Origin of the sequence: Rossellomorea vietnamensis (assembly GCF_008180615.1) — a bacterium.
Taxonomy (GTDB): domain Bacteria; phylum Bacillota; class Bacilli; order Bacillales; family Bacillaceae_B; genus Rossellomorea; species Rossellomorea vietnamensis_D.
The window spans coordinates 35,788-52,367 of the sequence record NZ_VTEH01000014.1; the positions used below are offsets into that span (position 1 = coordinate 35,788).

A 16,580-nucleotide genomic window follows, 5' to 3' on the forward strand; every position below is an offset into this window, starting at 1 on the left:
TCAGCCCCCATTTATTACTCTCACAGTGTTATCGTCCAAAATTCCCGGTCTTCCAGCACTAAATCATAAGGTGATTGAATGCTTGGCCAGCGGACGGTTCTCTTCTTTGCAATTTCTTTATTTTCCTGTCCGCTCAGGGAAGTGAAGTATTCCAGGATACCGCTGGACTGAATAGCTTCTTCCAGATAGGCACGCAAAATTTTCAAACACTTTTCCTCACCCTGTGTTCCTTTTAAGCGGTACTTAAATGGAATATAATTAGCGTTAGCTGCCACTTCATACTCCAAAGAAAAATGAGTACTATAGGAAATTTTCTTTTTTTGAGCAACATCATAATTATTCTCAAAATCCAAATGAACAAAATCCAGTTCAGTCTTAAAGATATTTGGTTTTTCAGGAGAGACAGGATTAGTACCGAAGGATCCTTGAGGCAGTTTATTTGTTGAGGCAATGTATATGTATTGTGTCAATGCATTCACTTCCCCTGTATTGTAGAATAACTCATTTTTGCAGGTGGTAGTTAAGACAGTTATCCTAGAGTGCCCTCTTCCTTCAGTGACTGTTCTAATAGTGATTGAATTCTTCCTGCCATCTCTTGTGGTCTGATGTCTTTTAAAGGAAATTCTTCAATCAAAATCCATACCGGTTCATAGATTCCTCTGTCAGGCTCCTGGAATTCTGCTGCTTTGCCCTCACCAATTCTTCCTGCCGTGATTTTTGCGTGAAAATAATACTGCATTCCGTTAAATTCAATGATGGAAATACAGTCCTTTAGTTCAACGTCAACACCCAGTTCCTCTTTTGCCTCGCGTATCGCTGCCTCTTCCGGTGTCTCTCCTGTTTCTATTCCTCCGCCAGGAAACACGAAGTACTGTTCATGCCTTTTCACCCTTTTGATCAATAGAATCTTACGACCATCAATGATGACAACGGCCCCTCGGTTTCTTTTGTTCCTCATCATTTCATTCTCCATCACATTAATCTTTCTCCTGCAGAAGCTTATCCAGTTTTTCTTCTATTCTGTTCAAACGGCTTTTCCGGTTTCTTATTCCGACTACTACAATCATTATGATAGCTGCAGGTATACCCAGCATGAAAAGGAACATGAACAATTGAAAAGCTATGTCTCCGCCATTAAATTCTGCTTGTAATAGATACATCCTCATTCTCCTTTGGGATTGAATTTCATCCGGACAAATTCAAAACTGCTGCCATTTGTGTCCTGTATGAACGTTTTGACAGGAATAAATCCTGCTTTTTGATACACCTTGATTGCTCTTTGGTTAAAGGCGGCAACTGAAAGGAAAAGTTCTGCCGGTCCATATTGTTCGAGAGCAAACTCTATCCCCTGTTGAAAAAACTCCAGTCCCAGTCCATTTCCAGTTAACTCCGGCTTCATTCCCAATCCGATTTCGATTTCTCCTCTTCCACTTTCTTCAAAACAATAATAACCGATCCATTCTTCTTCTTTTTTCACGGTGTAATACCCTGTTCGATCTGACTGTAGAAACTCTGCCAAATCCTCTTCATCCTCGGTCATATCATAAAAAGAGAATTCGCCATCATACTTCCAGCGATAGGCGATTTCCTCGGCCATTTCTTGATTCATGGGTATAAAGCTGTACATAATCTCACCTCTTTGAGCAAACTATTCAGAAAATATTTCTCTGTATAATCTTACCATCATTCACGTGATTACTGAAGGTAAAATCACAGTATCTCTTCTACATAATCCTTGCTTACTATAGTCAAACTATCAGAAGGAGGTGTTTTTAGATGCGAAGAAAAAAAGTAAGCGCGTTATTATCCATTATGTTTTTGACATTCACCACCTTAACAGGGGCCATCCTGCTGCCGTTCGCTATTATCAAACAACCCTTCAAAGACTGGCTGATTGTGTTCCTTGTAAGTGTGATCGGTAATTCCACGATAGATCGATATCTTGTTACTCAAGGTTATTTAAAATACACCATCAGGCCACTGAGAGAAAAAGTCAAAATTCATCTGCCATTTGACTACATTCACTACCCATTGATGCTTCTTTACTACAACCAGTGGACCTTGAACAGCAAACCTGCCGGCATCATCTTTAAGATGTTTCCATTTGTCATTCCCCAGGTCGTTATGGAAACAATAGCTGAGAGGAAGACAGACTTGATCACTTGGAGGAAAGGCTGGACATGGTATCATTCTTTTATAAGCCTAGTTCTTAAGTTATTGATTTGCAGGGGAATCATTTCGTTGGTGAGGATCATCAATAATGATACTCTTTCTGTTAAGGACACACCTTTCAAATCAGACAATTAATAAAAAAAACGCTTCTCTAAGGAGAAACGCTAATACTCTTTATTTTGAAAGTCCTCTCTTGAGAACCTTTTTAAATGAATGTCTCTTCCGATATGAATGAACGCACGAGAGATCATAAAGAAACTGCCCGCGAGGAAAAAACTGGTGGAGAGTACCCTGTCTGCATCTGTCATGAAAAGAATACTTCCTATCATATATAAGATACCCAGCATTAAGTCATTCATATATCCGATGATTCGATATCTGTTGCCTATCATTATTTTCTTCTTCCTGCTCAAATGAATCTGAAGCCCGCTATCTTCCAGTTCTTCTGCTCTTTCCTTTAATTTTTCAAACATTATATGCCACCTCTTGTTGTAATAATTTCACTCAACCCACCGGCATTTTCTATTAACATCTAGGTTCTTAATTACCCAATTAGTTTAGATTTAAAATAGAATATGTAAAATAATTGTATTTCGTACAAACGACCTAACTTCTTGGAATGTTCTTAATTTGTTACTAGAGGTGTATTTTATTCTCAGGACAGAAACCTTTTTACTGATTATAAAGAAAAGGAAAGATTCAGCAACGTAAGAACTTAGTGGTTTTCCAATGAAATATGGCATTCTATAACAAGCGAATCTCTTTGGAATAAGGGACGTTATGACAACCTAAAAGCAATGTTTCTTAACAACTAGAATGCTGCAATGATTTTCAAAATTAAACGGCCAGAGGATTACTCTGAACCTTAACGTTTTGCCCTGAAATATAAAAAAATGACCTATGCTTTTAAAATGGCGCTTTTCGTTTATTAATATTTCCTTACTTCTCGAGGAAATACTTGATAAACAAGAAAGAAAAAGTTCCCTTGGGTTTTTCATAAAAGCACCACTCTATGCGAAACAGCCTTTAAAAAGAAATGGTTGAGTGATTTCCACTCCAGGTGCGTGACTCCGCGGGGCGTGTGTTAAAATCCTTTCTCCTTTGCTGGTGTAATTAATTTTGTTTTCTGCTGTATTTCAAGATTCCTCGTATAAATGCTATGGATAAGCATTCCCAATACTATAATTATTAGACCCGCCGTTGCCATTCCGTTTGGGAGGGGAGCTGAGAGAAGAATAACTTCTCCTGCGATCACAAATAAAACCTGTGTGGATTGGGTTGCTTCAACGGCTGCCAGTTTTGTTTGATCACCTTTCGCATTGTCTGTGGCGATAAAAAATAAGGTGGTGGCAATCACCCCAGAGGAAACAGCGACAATGAAAGATTGAAAAATTTGATTGGTATCCGGGATTCCTGCTTTTGCCAACCCAAATCCTCCAATGATCAACCAAAACGGGGTGGTCGCCAACGTCATTCCAAGTACCCTTTGAAAAGTGTCCAGCCTTCCTCCACATAGCTCCATCATCTTCCTGTTTCCCAGTGGATAGGCAAAGGCAGCAATCAAAACAGGAAGAATGCTGACAGCCGCCATCTCAGCAGAAAACCCGCCGGACGCCTGCTGCCATTGAATTAATATGACTCCTGCAATAATCAGAAATGAAATAAGCAAAGCCTTCAACGGGAGCTTTTGTCTGACCATTTTCCTATCTTCTCTACCACCCTCTGCCATAAAGAAAAGAGGTGTCAGCAAGACACCTGCCACAATCGTCAATTGCCAAGTGCCTGCAACAAGCCACCCAGGTCCATAGGCAGCGGCATAGGTTAATGGTGCATAAAATAAGACAAATCCAATAAAACTCCAACCAATCCAATGATAAGGTTGTTGTCTCATTTCAAGAAGAAGCGGCTTAAGATTTTTTCTGGCTAGGACAATTACAAAGAGAAACGGCACCATAAAAAAGAATCTAAGGGATGAGCTCCACATCCAGCTGCCGCCTGCCAGCTCCATCGAACGGTTTAAAATGAACGTAACAGCAAAAAACACCGAGGCCAGAATCCCCAGCAATAACTCCCTCATATGAACACCGCCGCTCTTTTAGTTTTCTATAATAACTAATATATGTTGAAATTGATAAAATTTTCAGAACCCTCGCCCCGGATGACTATCTATTGAGTTTCAGAGGGGAGTATCCACTTTTGCCGGGAAGGAGGTAACTCATACCTACAGGCCACTACTCCCGCTGGTAATATCCTTAAAACACAAAGGACTGTTACTCAGTAACCTTCTCTGAGTAAATGTAGCTTTGAATCAAGGGGGGCAGCAAAAAAAGAACAGGAGAAAAGGCAATGATAACAGACACGGTCTCCTTCACAGGCGGGAGGAATAATACGGCGATCCCTAAAAGCAATTCAGGAATGGACCAGATGATCAGCATCAGGCCCCCGTACTTATTGATCTTATACCATGCTTCCTCCGACTGAAAAGACTTTGGAAACCTGACACCATACAAGTAATTCATTTCCACCTTACCTAGGTACAAGGGGATGCTTAACCCTATACATAAAAGGGCAACTGTGATGAGCGTTAATCCCAATCCAACATTCATATTCCTCACCTCATTATGTAAAGCTGTTATCTTATAAATTGTTACTTTCGGAAAAATCCCAAGAGCCGGATTTTTCCCTGGATACTGAGGCATTACTTTCTGAACGGGGAGAACAGCTCTTTTCTTTTCCTAATAACGAGGTTATACCCGTGTATTAGGTTATTTCTGAGGAATTAGTGTGAAATAGCAACAAAGATTACGAAAAGAGCCTTACGTAAAAATCAAGGAACTGAAACACCGTGGGTCAATGTATCAAAATGAGTAATCATATACACAATAAATCCTGCTAGAATAATAAATACAAGTATCTCGGACACATCAAATTTTTTGTCATAGAAGAAAAATTTACAGACCATAAAAATCATCATTCCTGTCAACATCACTCCCATGTATAACCATTCATCCACTTTGTTTTCAGTGTAGAATGTAAGGACGTGAAAAACAGCAAGGGCTATTATAAACAATACCCTTTTGGTTATAGTATAGCGTTCGTTATCAAAGAGAATTTCCTTCATAGCGCCTCCTACTCATCCATCACTCTCTGGTAGTCATTTGAATGATTCTGCATCATAATCAAGCTGTTAATCCAATCCGTTTTGTTAATATTATTTTTAGAAGAAAGAAATGATTCTGTCTCACTTTCCCATTTACCACTCGTATCTTTTATATGGCGTATGATGCGAATGGAATCTCCCTCCAGGCTCAGATTCTCTCTGTCACCTATCTCACTCGTGAGAAGGGCGATTCGATTCTCCATGTACCTGGCTGTATTATGTGTGATGCTATGTAACTGATCGGCATTATCAAGATTCAGCCCCCGGGCTAAATTTTCAACCTGAAGACTTTTCATCCGGATCATTTCCAGCGACTCTTGGATTTCCAACAATGACTCTTTCGAAATTTCTTTATCTTCAAGAGCACCCGATGTCACTAAATGCAGGGTGTTTACTTTAAGGTTAAGCATTTCCAGCCTTTCGTTAAGCTGCTTATTCAAATATTTTCCCATTTTTTGATTTTCCGTAAATTGAAATCCGGCATAAACCAGAGCGAATAACAGTAATCCTGTTAAAACAATATATCCTTTATTTTTCAAAATGTACCTCCGAGAATCTATAATGAACTAATTATAATCACAAAATCCATTATACTCGGAATTTAAATATTCATCTCCATGGTGCTATAAAAATATCACTTTACTTATCGATGAGTGCAGTTTTTTGTTTCGTTAAAAATTGGGTTACCACTCTTGTGAATTCTTGAGGTGATTCATAGTGTGGGGTGTGGCCGCAATCCTTAAATCTATAAATTCTGCCATTCTTCGTTTCATTGAACACGGCTATTTGTATCGGACATGGAACGGGATCAGAGTCTCCCATCAGCAAAAGCATTTCATGCGGCAAAGCCTTTAGCTCTGCCAGCAGGGAATCGAAAATCTTCCCTTCCTCCCTCAACAGGTTGTAATGTATTTCTGAACGGTCATAGAATGTCTCCCACTCCTCATCGCTGTAAAATGAATAATCTACTCCTGAATCTATATCATGCTTGTAGATCTTCATCCGTTCTCCTCCAAGTAAATCACTGTAGGCCATATATTTTTCAGTCAGCTCACGTATGCTAAATGATTCTTTTGTATCAGCCAACTTCCTGCACTTTCCCGCTTCCTCGTATTTCCCAGACTGCTCCAAAAGAAGAGCCGTTTTTCTTAACAGGTTTCTCGAAGTTAATTCGAAATCAAAGGTGGGGCCCTCAAAAATGATCTTCTCTATGGAATCAGGATATTGTGATGCATACATAACACTAAGAAATCCGCCGAACGAGTGTCCAATCAACGACCACCTTCGAATATTCAGGTGCTCCCGCAGAGTTTCGCAGTCTTCGATTATATCCTTCAATGAAAACTCCTCACCAGAATGAATTTCTTCCGACCTGCAGACTCCCCTCTGATCGATAGATACCACATAAAAGTTTTCTCCCAGTTTTTCAGCCTGTTCAAAAGAAAAATCGTAACAGCTTTCACCTGGACCTCCGTGTAAATATAGTATGGCATCCTGGTCTTCGGCTCCGTAAACTTCGACATACAAATCTTTCTCACGGATATTGATTCTACTTCCTTGTATCATTAAACTGCCTCTTTCATTTTGTATTCCATTCCCTTTTCAGTAAGGAATAGGTATAATGGTCAAAATATTCTCCTCTGTAAAAATGCTTTTCTCTGTATATCCCTTCCCTTTTGAAGCCAAGAGATTCAAGCAGACGTGCTGAACGCAGATTATTCAGCGCCACAAAGGCATTGATCCGGTTTAACTTCATATTATGGAATCCTGAATCGATAGCAGCGATCAGTGCTTCCCTCATATAACCCTGACCCCAGAAATCTTTCCAAAGGTCATAGCCGATTTCCGCAATATTATTTTCCTTGTCCCATGAGTCATATCCGCATGTGCCAAGCGCCTCCTGGCTGCTATTGCTCATGATGCACCACCGGTTATTTCCTTTATGTTCCGGATCAGAATTCCATCGTATGAAATCCTCTGCCTCGTCTATGCTCTCATATATTTCTTCGTCATATAGATACTCACAAACCTCTTCATCACTGTAAAGCTTGAAAATGAACTCTGCATCTTCCAATCTGACATTTCGCAAATGCAGCCTATTTGTTTTCAAATTCGGAAATCTTTGAAATACCTTCTTCATTCATTCACCACTTTTCCGTTAAATAGAGTTGGGCTTTTTATCAGAATGAAAGCAGATAAACATAGCAGCAGGGAAGAATACCTCAGGGCAGCAAGGAAGAGAGCAGTCCCCTGTTCAGCAGGCTGTACAGTTAATGAGACTATAAAGACCAGGAAATAGACTCCCATAACCGGCCAGGAAGTTTTTCTATGTGAAAATGGAAACACTGCCACAAACAACATCAGAAGGATAAACACAATCATGGACGCAGGGAAAAACGGCCTGAATTTAATGGCATACAGGAAGAAGTCCAGCTGAGAGATTTCCGACTTCTCCAAGACCTCCCCTTCGTTCATCATCTGCGAGATGACAGCAGTGTACTTCCACTGCTCGGGGTTATCATTTAACGCACTTCCTTCATAAAGGGAAAAGACCCCTGTCATCAAAACAAAAAGAGCTAATATTGAGAGAATTAAACTTTTATAATTCACGCGGAACGACTCCCCTTTTAATATTCTGCACCTTATATGGTTTTTTTGTTGTTTTTGGAAAACACCCAGAGACGGATTTTCTCCTGGATACTTATGTTGTTCACTTTAAACGAAAAATCTTTTTAGCGATTGATTCCTGCTTATTCAAGCACTTTATATCGACATTCATAGCAGTTAGAAAACAGAGCCTTCATAATAAGCTGCTCACTCTATTAATTTTGAACATTCACTTTATTTTAACATAAACCACTTTCTCTTTTGGTTTAAAATTGGTATTCATTTAGAGATATCAATAGTATCTCTTTTATCAAGGAGAACATTGAAGAAGTTATTTATGAATAATGTATAGATAAAAAGAGACCAACTCACTTAGGAGCTGATCTGTGTATCAGGGAAGCTTATTTCATTCTCAAAACAAACTACGCTGACATGGAAGAATTAATGTTCTTTTTTTTTGAAAAGAGCTGTCCTCAAACCGGAGACTCCGAAAATGCCTGATGCTGCAGGCATCTCCTTCATCAGCCTGATTTCTAAAGGCTCAAAACAATCAAAGATTTCTTTCAGCTTTTCTTCAGCATAACCCAGACCGCCCTTCAAGCTTTTCAGTCTGTACACATCCCAGTCGGATATTTCCGATCCGCCAAGTTCCCCGCCTTCCACGAATGTGGTCAAAGCAAAATAGCCCCCTGGCTTTAATGCACTTTCAATCAACTCCAGGTAACTGCTCCTCCGATGCGGGGGAATATGGTGAAAGCAGCCGGAGTCATAAACAAAATCATATGTACCTGCTTCATAATTCAAGCAAAAGATGTTTTCTTTGATAAAATTTACATCTACGTCCTTCGTAAGGGCACGTTCTTCTGCCCACTGAAGAGCTTCTTGTGAAGAGTCCACGGCATCGACAAGGAATCCTCTCTCAGCAAGATAAATCGCATTCCTTCCTGGTCCACAGCCAAGTTCTAGAACCTTTCCTGTCTCGATCACCCGCTCCGTTACGTAACTGACCAGATTCTCATCCGGTATGTCTTTGAAGAAGGGAACTCTCTTCGTTCTATCTTCATAAAAAGTATCCCAATTAAATTTTTTCTCTTCTTGAAGCAGTTCATCCAGCATCACCATGACATCCTCGCTGGTTTTAATCAATTCCTTCATTTTACCCATCCCCGCTTTCTTCTTTCTCTTCTCAATTTTACTAAATGCAGCAAGCAGGGTTGTTACAACAACATTATTACTGTGTTATTTCAGAGAAGATTGAAAGGGTCTTGCTCGCTTGAAACTAGCTGTTTAAGGAGCGTGGAGCCTTAATGGGATAGATATAATTAATTTTTAGCAGTAGTACCTTCAGTGAACTTTTCACTGAATCTTCGGTCGAATAATTACAATGAGACTAAGTATGCCTCATGAAAACCAAAACAAATGTTACGTTTATTACAAAATGATTACAAGAACTGTCGCTTCATCTGTCCCTTTTCACAGATTTTAATATTTATCGTATTCTACGATTTGTTTCAGATAGTCTGCATCCTGCTTGGAGATAGCGTAATAGATTACATCCTCCCAGCTTTCTCCTGATCGTTCAGCAATGACAGCTCCATCACCTCTGAACCAAATTCTCGAGTCGATTAAACCGGTAAATTGCTTAGGGCTTAGCACTTCTAAGTAAATATCAGGTTTTTCCAGATTAACGTCTGGAGCCGCTATTTTCTCTCTTTTCATAAAAATCATCATTATGTTATCCACTGCACTTTGGTTCTCCGTATTCTTAATGATGTTTTTGAAGTGAATCACATCATCTCTGTCTCTGTCCTGATAACCCACTCGAATTTCCCTTGAAACTTCCTCCTTTGAAAAGTAGATCCCTGCCAAATAGCCACCTATGAATATGATCAGCATCATGAGTGCAGCCTGCCATTTTTTCACTAAATCATCTTCTTTCTTTGAGCTAAGCAACCCGCAAAATTCGGTTTCTTCTCTGAAAAGATACTGCACAGTTCTCTTTTAAAACAAGAATTGCAGTCATAGTTCAAGGTTTTGTAATTTGGTTTCTTTTCTGGTGGATACATGTCTTTCCCTTTTGATCCTACACATGTACCCACACGTCCTCGCTGGATACATGTCTCTGCCTTTTTGACGCAACTCATGTACCCACACTCCACCTCTGGATACATGTCTTGGCCTCTTAGACCCAACTCATGTATCCACTCGACACCTCTGGATACATGAAGTTGCCTTTCTGAGCCCACTCGTGTACTCACTCGACACCTCTGGATACATATCTTGACCTTTTTGACCCAACTCATGTACCCACTCGCCCTCTCTGGATACATGTCTTGGCCTTTTTGCCCCAACTCATGTACCCACTCGCCCTCTCTGGATACATATCCTGGCCTTTTTGACCCAACTCATGTACCCACTCGACACCTCTGGATACATATCTTGGCCTTTTTGCCCCAACTCATGTACCCACATGACACTCCTGGATACATGTCTTGGCCTTTTTGCCTCAACTCATGTACCCACACCACACTTCTGGTTACATGTCTCTGCCTTTTTGATCCAACTCATGTACTCACTCGCCACCTCTGGATACATGTCTCTGCCTTTTTGATGCAACTCATGTATCCACAAACTCCTGCAAGTCAATCCGACGGCATAGTGGCCTCTTTTGAAGTTTCGATTCTCCAGGACAGAATGGTCGTACTATCTCTAACATTATTGTCCCTAATGGATTCCAGAAGCTTTTGAACGCCCTCTTGATTAGTGGTTCCTTCAAAAACAGAAAAAATCTCATGAGGCTGGTCAAAATTAGTTCCCGGACATTCGGTTAAGCCATCGGTTGTCAGGAGAATATGGTTTACCCCGGCCCTCAACTCTTTAATGCCCGAACTGTAAGTGGGCACCGCTTTATTAAAGGTGCTATTCCTGCCAACCCATTCATAAAAACTGCGGTGATTTTGCTGATATTCGCCCATCTTTGCCAGGTCGGGATTGTATAGGTGGAGGAGGCAATCTCCTACTGAAAACCAGTATAAATAGTTATCTTTCCTTATGGCAAACAGGCATGCGGTTTCGCCCTGTATGGTTTTGCAGGCTTCCTTAAAGGCTTTCTCATTAAATATAGAGAGAATTAATTCGTTCATTTTTTCAAAGCAATCTGCAATCTCCAAGGTCATGATTTTGGAAATGATTTCTTTTTGTGAATGAATTTCCTTTATTACCAGTTCTGCGCTTTGAGCAGTACTATGCGCATCTAGCAAAAGGGCAAATTCCCATCCCTTCTTTTTATCAACCCAGACCAGGCAGCCGTCCTCATTTTTCGTCTGGCCGGAAGTTGAATTCCCTCCAAAGTGACCGGCAATGACCCCACCAATCTCCTTCAGATGAATTTGATCTACGAAATGTTTATCGCTTCCTACCCATTTATATTGTTCTATCATGTTGTACCTCACTTTTTTCTATAAAATTTAGTGGCGGATCAACCATCTTCAGGTTTCTATCTAACCTGCCCTGGCCTCCTGTTCTCGGGTTGCTTCAGCCAATATCTTACCCCTTTTCCCGCCAGAGGTTCATCATTATATCGTGGAATGAGATGCAAATGGCAGTGAAAGATAAATTGATTTGAGACCTCTCCCACATTCCAGCCAACTGTATAGCCATGCGGAGAATATCTCTCATCCAGGAAATGCTTTGCTTTTTGAAGCAATTCATATGTATCATTCCACTCTTCCCTTGTCAGTTCAAAGACATTTGCATGATGCTTCTTTGGGACAATTACTCCGCTTCCTATGAGTACACCTTGGTGCATGTTATGTTGAAGAAAATAACATCTTTCATTTTCAAAGATTATATTTTGTTCAGGATCATCATCCGGATGGCAGAATGGGCATTCTGTTTTTTTATTCAAATCAGTTACTCCTCCTCCCTTAGTTCTCGAACGAGGTATGGTATCCTAGATTGTTAACTCTTTTGGCTCATCTTTCTATTTACACAGCTGGATTTCTTGCTCATTTACTTCGCTTAACACAGCTCTTCTCTTATATTGTGATGCTAGAAGAATGAATTAGAAAAAACACCGGCACTATTCTTTAAAACATCGAGGTAAGCAAGAAGGAAAAAGCTGCTCCCTCTGTTAAGTGAGACTCTCTCAAGACCTTATAAAACCCAAAGAATACTATTCTTCTAAATAAAAAGGGAGTGCCCTGCTGATATAAAGCAGCAGAACACTGTCCCTCATTTGAGATCTTTTTATCGAAACGTAATCCCTTTAATAGGCTTAATGGCTTTACCTATTTTTCCTTCTCCAAACAGGAGTATAGTCGGTTTAACAGTGAACGTTTCTCCACTTGAAGCTGACCACTCCTCAGTGGAGGCAGACACGAAGACTTCTTGATTCATATAGAGTTCGGAGAGTTTACGGGAATCAGAGTGAATGAGTGTTACCGCATTCTCACGATCATCAGATCCCACCGACACATAATCCGAATCACCGAGCATGAATTCCTCGATACCAGCGTAATACCTTTCAAACACTCCATCCGACGGCACCTCGGCATAACAGGCAGACAGTTCGTCTCCCGGTTTAAAGAAGGCTTCCATGTCGAGAAGTTCTCCTTTGAAAGTACGGCCTGTTTGTTGATGGACTTCCGCGTAGCAGGCAAGCACCCCGACCTCCGGAAGAGTCAAAGCATACTGTTTTAAGATGATGCCTTTCATCTTCTCATGTTCTTTGAACTTTGTCGTCAGGCACAGCCCCGTCCATGTATGACCATTTTGGTCGGTTCTAGTTACGGGTTCGGCCCTTGTTAGTTCCTTCATCATTGAATAAGAGCTGACATTCTGGAAGAAGTACCGTATTCCCCCTCCCCAAGGATTCCACCATGCTTTGGGGCCGGCCTCCGGGAACTGATGGTGAAGGTTTTCTTTTCCGTCGACTATTAAAGAATAAATTCCTGGAAAATAGGAAGGTGAAGATTTGAAGGACAACATTCCGTTATCCACTGTCCATACATCGTTGGTTTCTTCCACCGTTACTTCTTTCTTTCCTTTTACGAACTGAATCGCTTCGAGCGATGCTCTTTGTCCTGGAGCATGAAAGAAACCAGTAATGCGCTTCAAGCCAGGTGAGTTATGTTCTGCCTGAACGCTTATTTTCGTTGCTTCATCTTCTTTTTGGGAGCACCGTTCAAAGAAGTCACCTTCACTTTTCAACTTCAAACTTCCATGGATGTAAGGTGTCAGCATGGATCTTAACGAGTACTCCACCGTGCCGCCTTCTTCAGAAATGAAATCTCCGCCAGAAGCTTCCAGTGCATAAAGTGGAATTTCCTTCAACCTTGGTGCTTCTTCTCCCATGATGAATTCCCGCCAGCGTTCCCAGGTCGGTGCCGTATTAATGCCGATTGAGATAGGACCAAAGCAGACTTCCTGTTGAGGATTAAGGGTCTCAACAGCATATTCGATACCGAACCGCCAGTCATCTTTTCTTCCCTTCGCTCCCTCAGGCCAGGAGAATCCGGTTGTATCTCCATTATTTCCAGAAACAAAGATCCAGCTTTCGGATATCTCCTTGTCTTTTATATAATCCATAAATGGAATGAAGGCTTCCGAACCGATTATGACTCCGTCTTTTTGCGGAATGGCCATGTTTTTCAGCTCAGGATAAACTGGCTGCATAAGGAAGATATCAACCAGTGATTCTGTTCCCTTATTGATGATTTCATGATTGATTTCTATCAAACCATCACCAAACACCTTAATATAGGTATTCAGTGTTACATTAGGAAAAGCATCCGATTCTAGTGAGGTTTTGATCACCAATCCCTCGACAAGTTCGATGAATTCTACATGACTTGCTTCCTTTTTGGAAAATTCTTCACTGAACGGTTTTCCGAGCTTGGGTGAGAAGACAACCAGCGCTTCTCCTGAAGAATAAATTGACCCCGCTTTGACAATATGATTCCGCTTTTCCACCTCAACATAAAATGCACCGTTAAAGCCAAACCAATGTTCTTCTGTTTCTCCTCCGAATTTGCTTCCGTACCCCGGGAAAGCCAAGGACAAATTAGTGCGAAAGGTGAAGTTCCCTTTATTCTCACGCTCTACCCTTACTTCTATTTCCTCTGACAGGAAAGCGTTTTTCATAAGTTTGGCTGACAACGGAAAGGAGACTCTATCTTTTCCTTTTATATCTGCTGCTATCTCTTTACGATCCCACTCCAGCACCGAGTTATCAGGCAGTAATATATGATAGATGCAGTCCTCTTCCATCTGACTTTCGATATCCAAATGGACCAGGCCTTTTTGTCCCGATCTCCAGTCTTTTCTTACTGTGCGGAGATGAACCTTCGCTGCTTGTTTTGGGAATACACCCATGTTCAAAGGAATAGGGGAACCGTCGATTGTCATGACCGCACTTACAGCCGGATGTGTTTTCCAAGGGTTCGGTTCCTGACTCGGAATGGTAACCTTTACCGGAAATTCACCTGTCCATTCACTATCCACCATGCAGGAATGATAAAAAGAATGTTCAACATTCTCATTTTCCTTCCCAGTAAGAGTGACCTCCATTGGACGGCCGGTTTTATTCACCATTCTGTAAGTCACTGAATGAGTCTGATTTTCAAGGAGCTTAAAATCCTGCAAGCTCATATCGATTAGGAAGTCCTGCGTCTCTATAAGACGGATACCGCGCCCTGTCCGTTCTACCTGGACCCGGACATACTCTTCTCCTGCTCTCCAATTGTACTCAAAGTACGTGTAATCATTATCTCTGATTCCATCAGGTTTCACTTCAATGACGCGCTCGCTTGTCGAGTACCAATCATGCTTTTCGAAAAATGGACGAAGGCAGTCGATGCTCATGACAAGCGGAATGAAATTCATTAAATGCGTACTATCATCTCTTTCCTCCCAGAAGAAACCGCACTTCTTGTAGAGCGGGACTGCTTTGGTGTTTCCTGCCCAAGTGAACAAGTCCAGCCTAGGCCAATCCAATTCGATGGTTCTTTCGAGCGCTTTCAATACCAGCTGTTTGCCGATTTTCAGTCCTTGATATGAAGGGTGGACATTCAGCAGAGGAATGTACAATGCTCCTGTATCTTCCCTGTATTGAGACAATCCGCAGTATCCCACTACTTCATCACCGTACATCGCCAGGAAGAGATGAAGATTCGTAGAGTTCGACTCTTTCTCGATTACATCCGATTCGGTCGTTACACCAGAATCTCCTCCCCAATTCTCACGGCTTTCATTCCACATCTTTGCTATACCCTTTGCTAATCCTTGGTGATATTCCACTATTTTCACTTGTTCTGCTGTTGTTTTCATAAGAACCCCCTGAGCTACGTTTTTATCGATCTAACCTCACTTTTGTTACTCTTTTGATCTGCATGGATGACTTTAAACATCATCATCTCCTCCTTTCAAATTATAGGCTGGAAAATCTTACTTCTCCTTCCACAGTTTAAAATGATATGCAGCACATGTAAAGAATATTCTAATTTGACAGATAATTAATTTTATGTAAATATCTCTATTTCTTGGAGATCATTAATAACTAGTAAATAGATTACTAGAGCAATTACCCTTCCTAAAAAGCCATAAGCCATAGATCCTGCAGCCTGCCAGCCCCCAGCGTAGTAAGTACCCAAATCTAAAAGACTGGATGATACGATAAATAGAAGGACCGGAACAAAGTATCCCCAACTTCTCCTTATCATCCTAATTCCAAAGTAGTACAGCCAAGCGGCAGCAGAGACTGAATACATAATAGTAACAAGTGGGGTATCCGACATGAAATCCCCCCGTTACAATAGCAAATTATTCGATCGTGTCACACAATTCAACCGAAAGTCTATCAGGGTCTTTCCAACTATGATACAGTTCAAGATGCCATCTCGCTTTCAACCTCTTATAGCCGCTCGTTTCAATCCATTTGTGCAGATCCTCATATGCCTTCACTATTTCTCTATTCGATCCCTGATGGCGATAAACAGCATACGATTGAGCTGGTACCGTTAAGGTCACCATATCTTCCGGTACATCCTTAAATGCTGATACCTCCATGCAAACCCAATAACCATCCTCGTCTTCCGTACTTTCTTCTACCCTAAAAGCCCCGATTTGCCGGTTGGAATTTGTAATGTGGCTGATTTCTGACCTACGATTCTCCAAACCCAGCGATGCCTTTGGGATTTCCTTGATATATTGATCTCCTGGACAAAGGACCCGAAATCCTACTAACTTGATTTCTTCTATTTTTATCTTTTTAATTTTCACTGGCGCATTTTCCAACTTGAAGCCCTCCCTTATTGATATACTTCAAATTAAATTAATGGCTCTGTTAATAACTATTGTTTTTAATGGGTATGTTGACTTCCATTCCAGGTATACGACTCCGCGGGGCGGGCGGTGAGCCTCCTCGGCTTCGCCTGCGGGGTCTCACCTGTCCCACTACTCCCGCAGGAGGTCGTACACCTTCCTCTCCAGTCAACATATGCGGAGGAACTGAGAACCCAATATAAACTATCGTATTAACTTTTCATAATAAATTTGGATAAAAATTTACGCTAGACTTAAAAGGAAAAGCAAGTCGATTAACCAGCATTTTTCAAGTTTCTTAATTGGATGACGCCTTATT

At 41.0% G+C, this 16,580-nt stretch carries 20 protein-coding genes; 1 reads left to right on the top strand and 19 read right to left on the bottom strand.

The features are described 5' to 3' along the window. Positions 1-20: 20 nt before the first annotated feature. From FZC79_RS16105 to FZC79_RS16120, 4 genes are read right to left on the bottom strand one after another with little or no spacing between them, the layout of a single operon-like run. Entirely contained in the window at positions 21-479 is a 459-nt protein-coding gene (locus tag FZC79_RS16105) for a hypothetical protein (RefSeq protein ID WP_252183367.1), read from the bottom strand. 50 nt (positions 480-529) lie between these two features. After that, the gene (locus FZC79_RS16110; RefSeq protein WP_252183376.1) at positions 530-973 is read right to left on the bottom strand and encodes an NUDIX hydrolase; all 444 of its coding nucleotides are present in this window, start codon (positions 971-973) and stop codon (positions 530-532) included. Positions 974-977: 4 nt separating this feature from the next. Then, positions 978-1,160 (bottom strand): hypothetical protein, encoded by a 183-nt coding sequence (locus FZC79_RS16115; RefSeq protein WP_148947795.1) that lies wholly within the window; start codon positions 1,158-1,160, stop codon positions 978-980. 2 nt (positions 1,161-1,162) lie between these two features. Beyond that, the gene (locus tag FZC79_RS16120) at positions 1,163-1,627 is read right to left on the bottom strand and encodes a GNAT family N-acetyltransferase (RefSeq protein ID WP_148947796.1); all 465 of its coding nucleotides are present in this window, start codon (positions 1,625-1,627) and stop codon (positions 1,163-1,165) included. A gap of 149 nt (positions 1,628-1,776) precedes the next feature. Here FZC79_RS16120 and FZC79_RS16125 point away from each other — a divergent pair, with 149 nt between their 5' ends. Continuing rightward, positions 1,777-2,307 (top strand): CBO0543 family protein, encoded by a 531-nt coding sequence (locus FZC79_RS16125; protein WP_148947797.1) that lies wholly within the window; start codon positions 1,777-1,779, stop codon positions 2,305-2,307. A gap of 29 nt (positions 2,308-2,336) precedes the next feature. Here the strand turns inward: FZC79_RS16125 and FZC79_RS16130 are convergent, their stop codons facing one another. From FZC79_RS16130 to FZC79_RS16200, 15 genes are all read right to left on the bottom strand, one after another. Then, positions 2,337-2,645, bottom strand: a complete 309-nt coding sequence (locus tag FZC79_RS16130; RefSeq protein ID WP_148947798.1) for a YrhK family protein — start codon at positions 2,643-2,645, stop codon at positions 2,337-2,339. 611 nt (positions 2,646-3,256) lie between these two features. Next, positions 3,257-4,249, bottom strand: a complete 993-nt coding sequence (locus tag FZC79_RS16135; protein ID WP_148947799.1) for a DMT family transporter — start codon at positions 4,247-4,249, stop codon at positions 3,257-3,259. A gap of 193 nt (positions 4,250-4,442) precedes the next feature. Beyond that, entirely contained in the window at positions 4,443-4,778 is a 336-nt protein-coding gene (locus tag FZC79_RS16140) for an SdpI family protein (protein ID WP_187442827.1), read from the bottom strand. Between the two features lie 221 nt (positions 4,779-4,999). Beyond that, complete coding sequence (locus FZC79_RS16145) at positions 5,000-5,293, bottom strand: hypothetical protein (RefSeq protein WP_148947801.1); 294 nt, start codon at positions 5,291-5,293, stop codon at positions 5,000-5,002. Positions 5,294-5,301: 8 nt separating this feature from the next. Next, positions 5,302-5,871, bottom strand: coding sequence for a hypothetical protein (locus FZC79_RS16150; RefSeq protein ID WP_148947802.1), 570 nt, complete (start codon positions 5,869-5,871; stop codon positions 5,302-5,304). Between the two features lie 100 nt (positions 5,872-5,971). After that, positions 5,972-6,898: an alpha/beta fold hydrolase gene (locus FZC79_RS16155; protein WP_148947803.1), complete on the bottom strand. Its 927-nt coding sequence runs from the start codon at positions 6,896-6,898 to the stop codon at positions 5,972-5,974. Positions 6,899-6,911: 13 nt separating this feature from the next. Then, positions 6,912-7,472, bottom strand: coding sequence for a GNAT family N-acetyltransferase (locus tag FZC79_RS16160; protein WP_148947804.1), 561 nt, complete (start codon positions 7,470-7,472; stop codon positions 6,912-6,914). Then, positions 7,469-7,942 (bottom strand): DUF4306 domain-containing protein, encoded by a 474-nt coding sequence (locus tag FZC79_RS16165; protein WP_148947805.1) that lies wholly within the window; start codon positions 7,940-7,942, stop codon positions 7,469-7,471. Before FZC79_RS16165 ends, FZC79_RS16160 begins: the two co-directional genes overlap by 4 nt. Before the next feature lie 438 nt (positions 7,943-8,380). Beyond that, on the bottom strand, positions 8,381-9,094 hold the full coding sequence (locus FZC79_RS16170) for a class I SAM-dependent methyltransferase (RefSeq protein ID WP_148947933.1): 714 nt from the start codon (positions 9,092-9,094) through the stop codon (positions 8,381-8,383). A 327-nt stretch (positions 9,095-9,421) separates the two neighbouring features. Further along, positions 9,422-9,862 carry a hypothetical protein gene (locus FZC79_RS16175; protein ID WP_148947806.1) on the bottom strand — a complete coding sequence of 147 codons (441 nt, stop codon included), beginning with the start codon at positions 9,860-9,862 and terminating at the stop codon, positions 9,422-9,424. A gap of 719 nt (positions 9,863-10,581) precedes the next feature. Continuing rightward, entirely contained in the window at positions 10,582-11,379 is a 798-nt protein-coding gene (locus FZC79_RS16180; protein WP_148947807.1) for a protein phosphatase 2C domain-containing protein, read from the bottom strand. Positions 11,380-11,435: 56 nt separating this feature from the next. Beyond that, positions 11,436-11,846, bottom strand: coding sequence for an HIT family protein (locus FZC79_RS16185; protein WP_148947808.1), 411 nt, complete (start codon positions 11,844-11,846; stop codon positions 11,436-11,438). A gap of 341 nt (positions 11,847-12,187) precedes the next feature. Next, a complete protein-coding gene (locus FZC79_RS16190; RefSeq protein ID WP_148947809.1) occupies positions 12,188-15,268 on the bottom strand; it encodes a GNAT family N-acetyltransferase in 3,081 nt (1,026 codons plus the stop codon). Positions 15,269-15,459: 191 nt separating this feature from the next. Further along, positions 15,460-15,735 (bottom strand): hypothetical protein, encoded by a 276-nt coding sequence (locus tag FZC79_RS16195; protein WP_148947810.1) that lies wholly within the window; start codon positions 15,733-15,735, stop codon positions 15,460-15,462. Positions 15,736-15,760: 25 nt separating this feature from the next. Continuing rightward, positions 15,761-16,234 carry a GyrI-like domain-containing protein gene (locus FZC79_RS16200; protein WP_252183368.1) on the bottom strand — a complete coding sequence of 158 codons (474 nt, stop codon included), beginning with the start codon at positions 16,232-16,234 and terminating at the stop codon, positions 15,761-15,763. Positions 16,235-16,580: the final 346 nt, after the last annotated feature.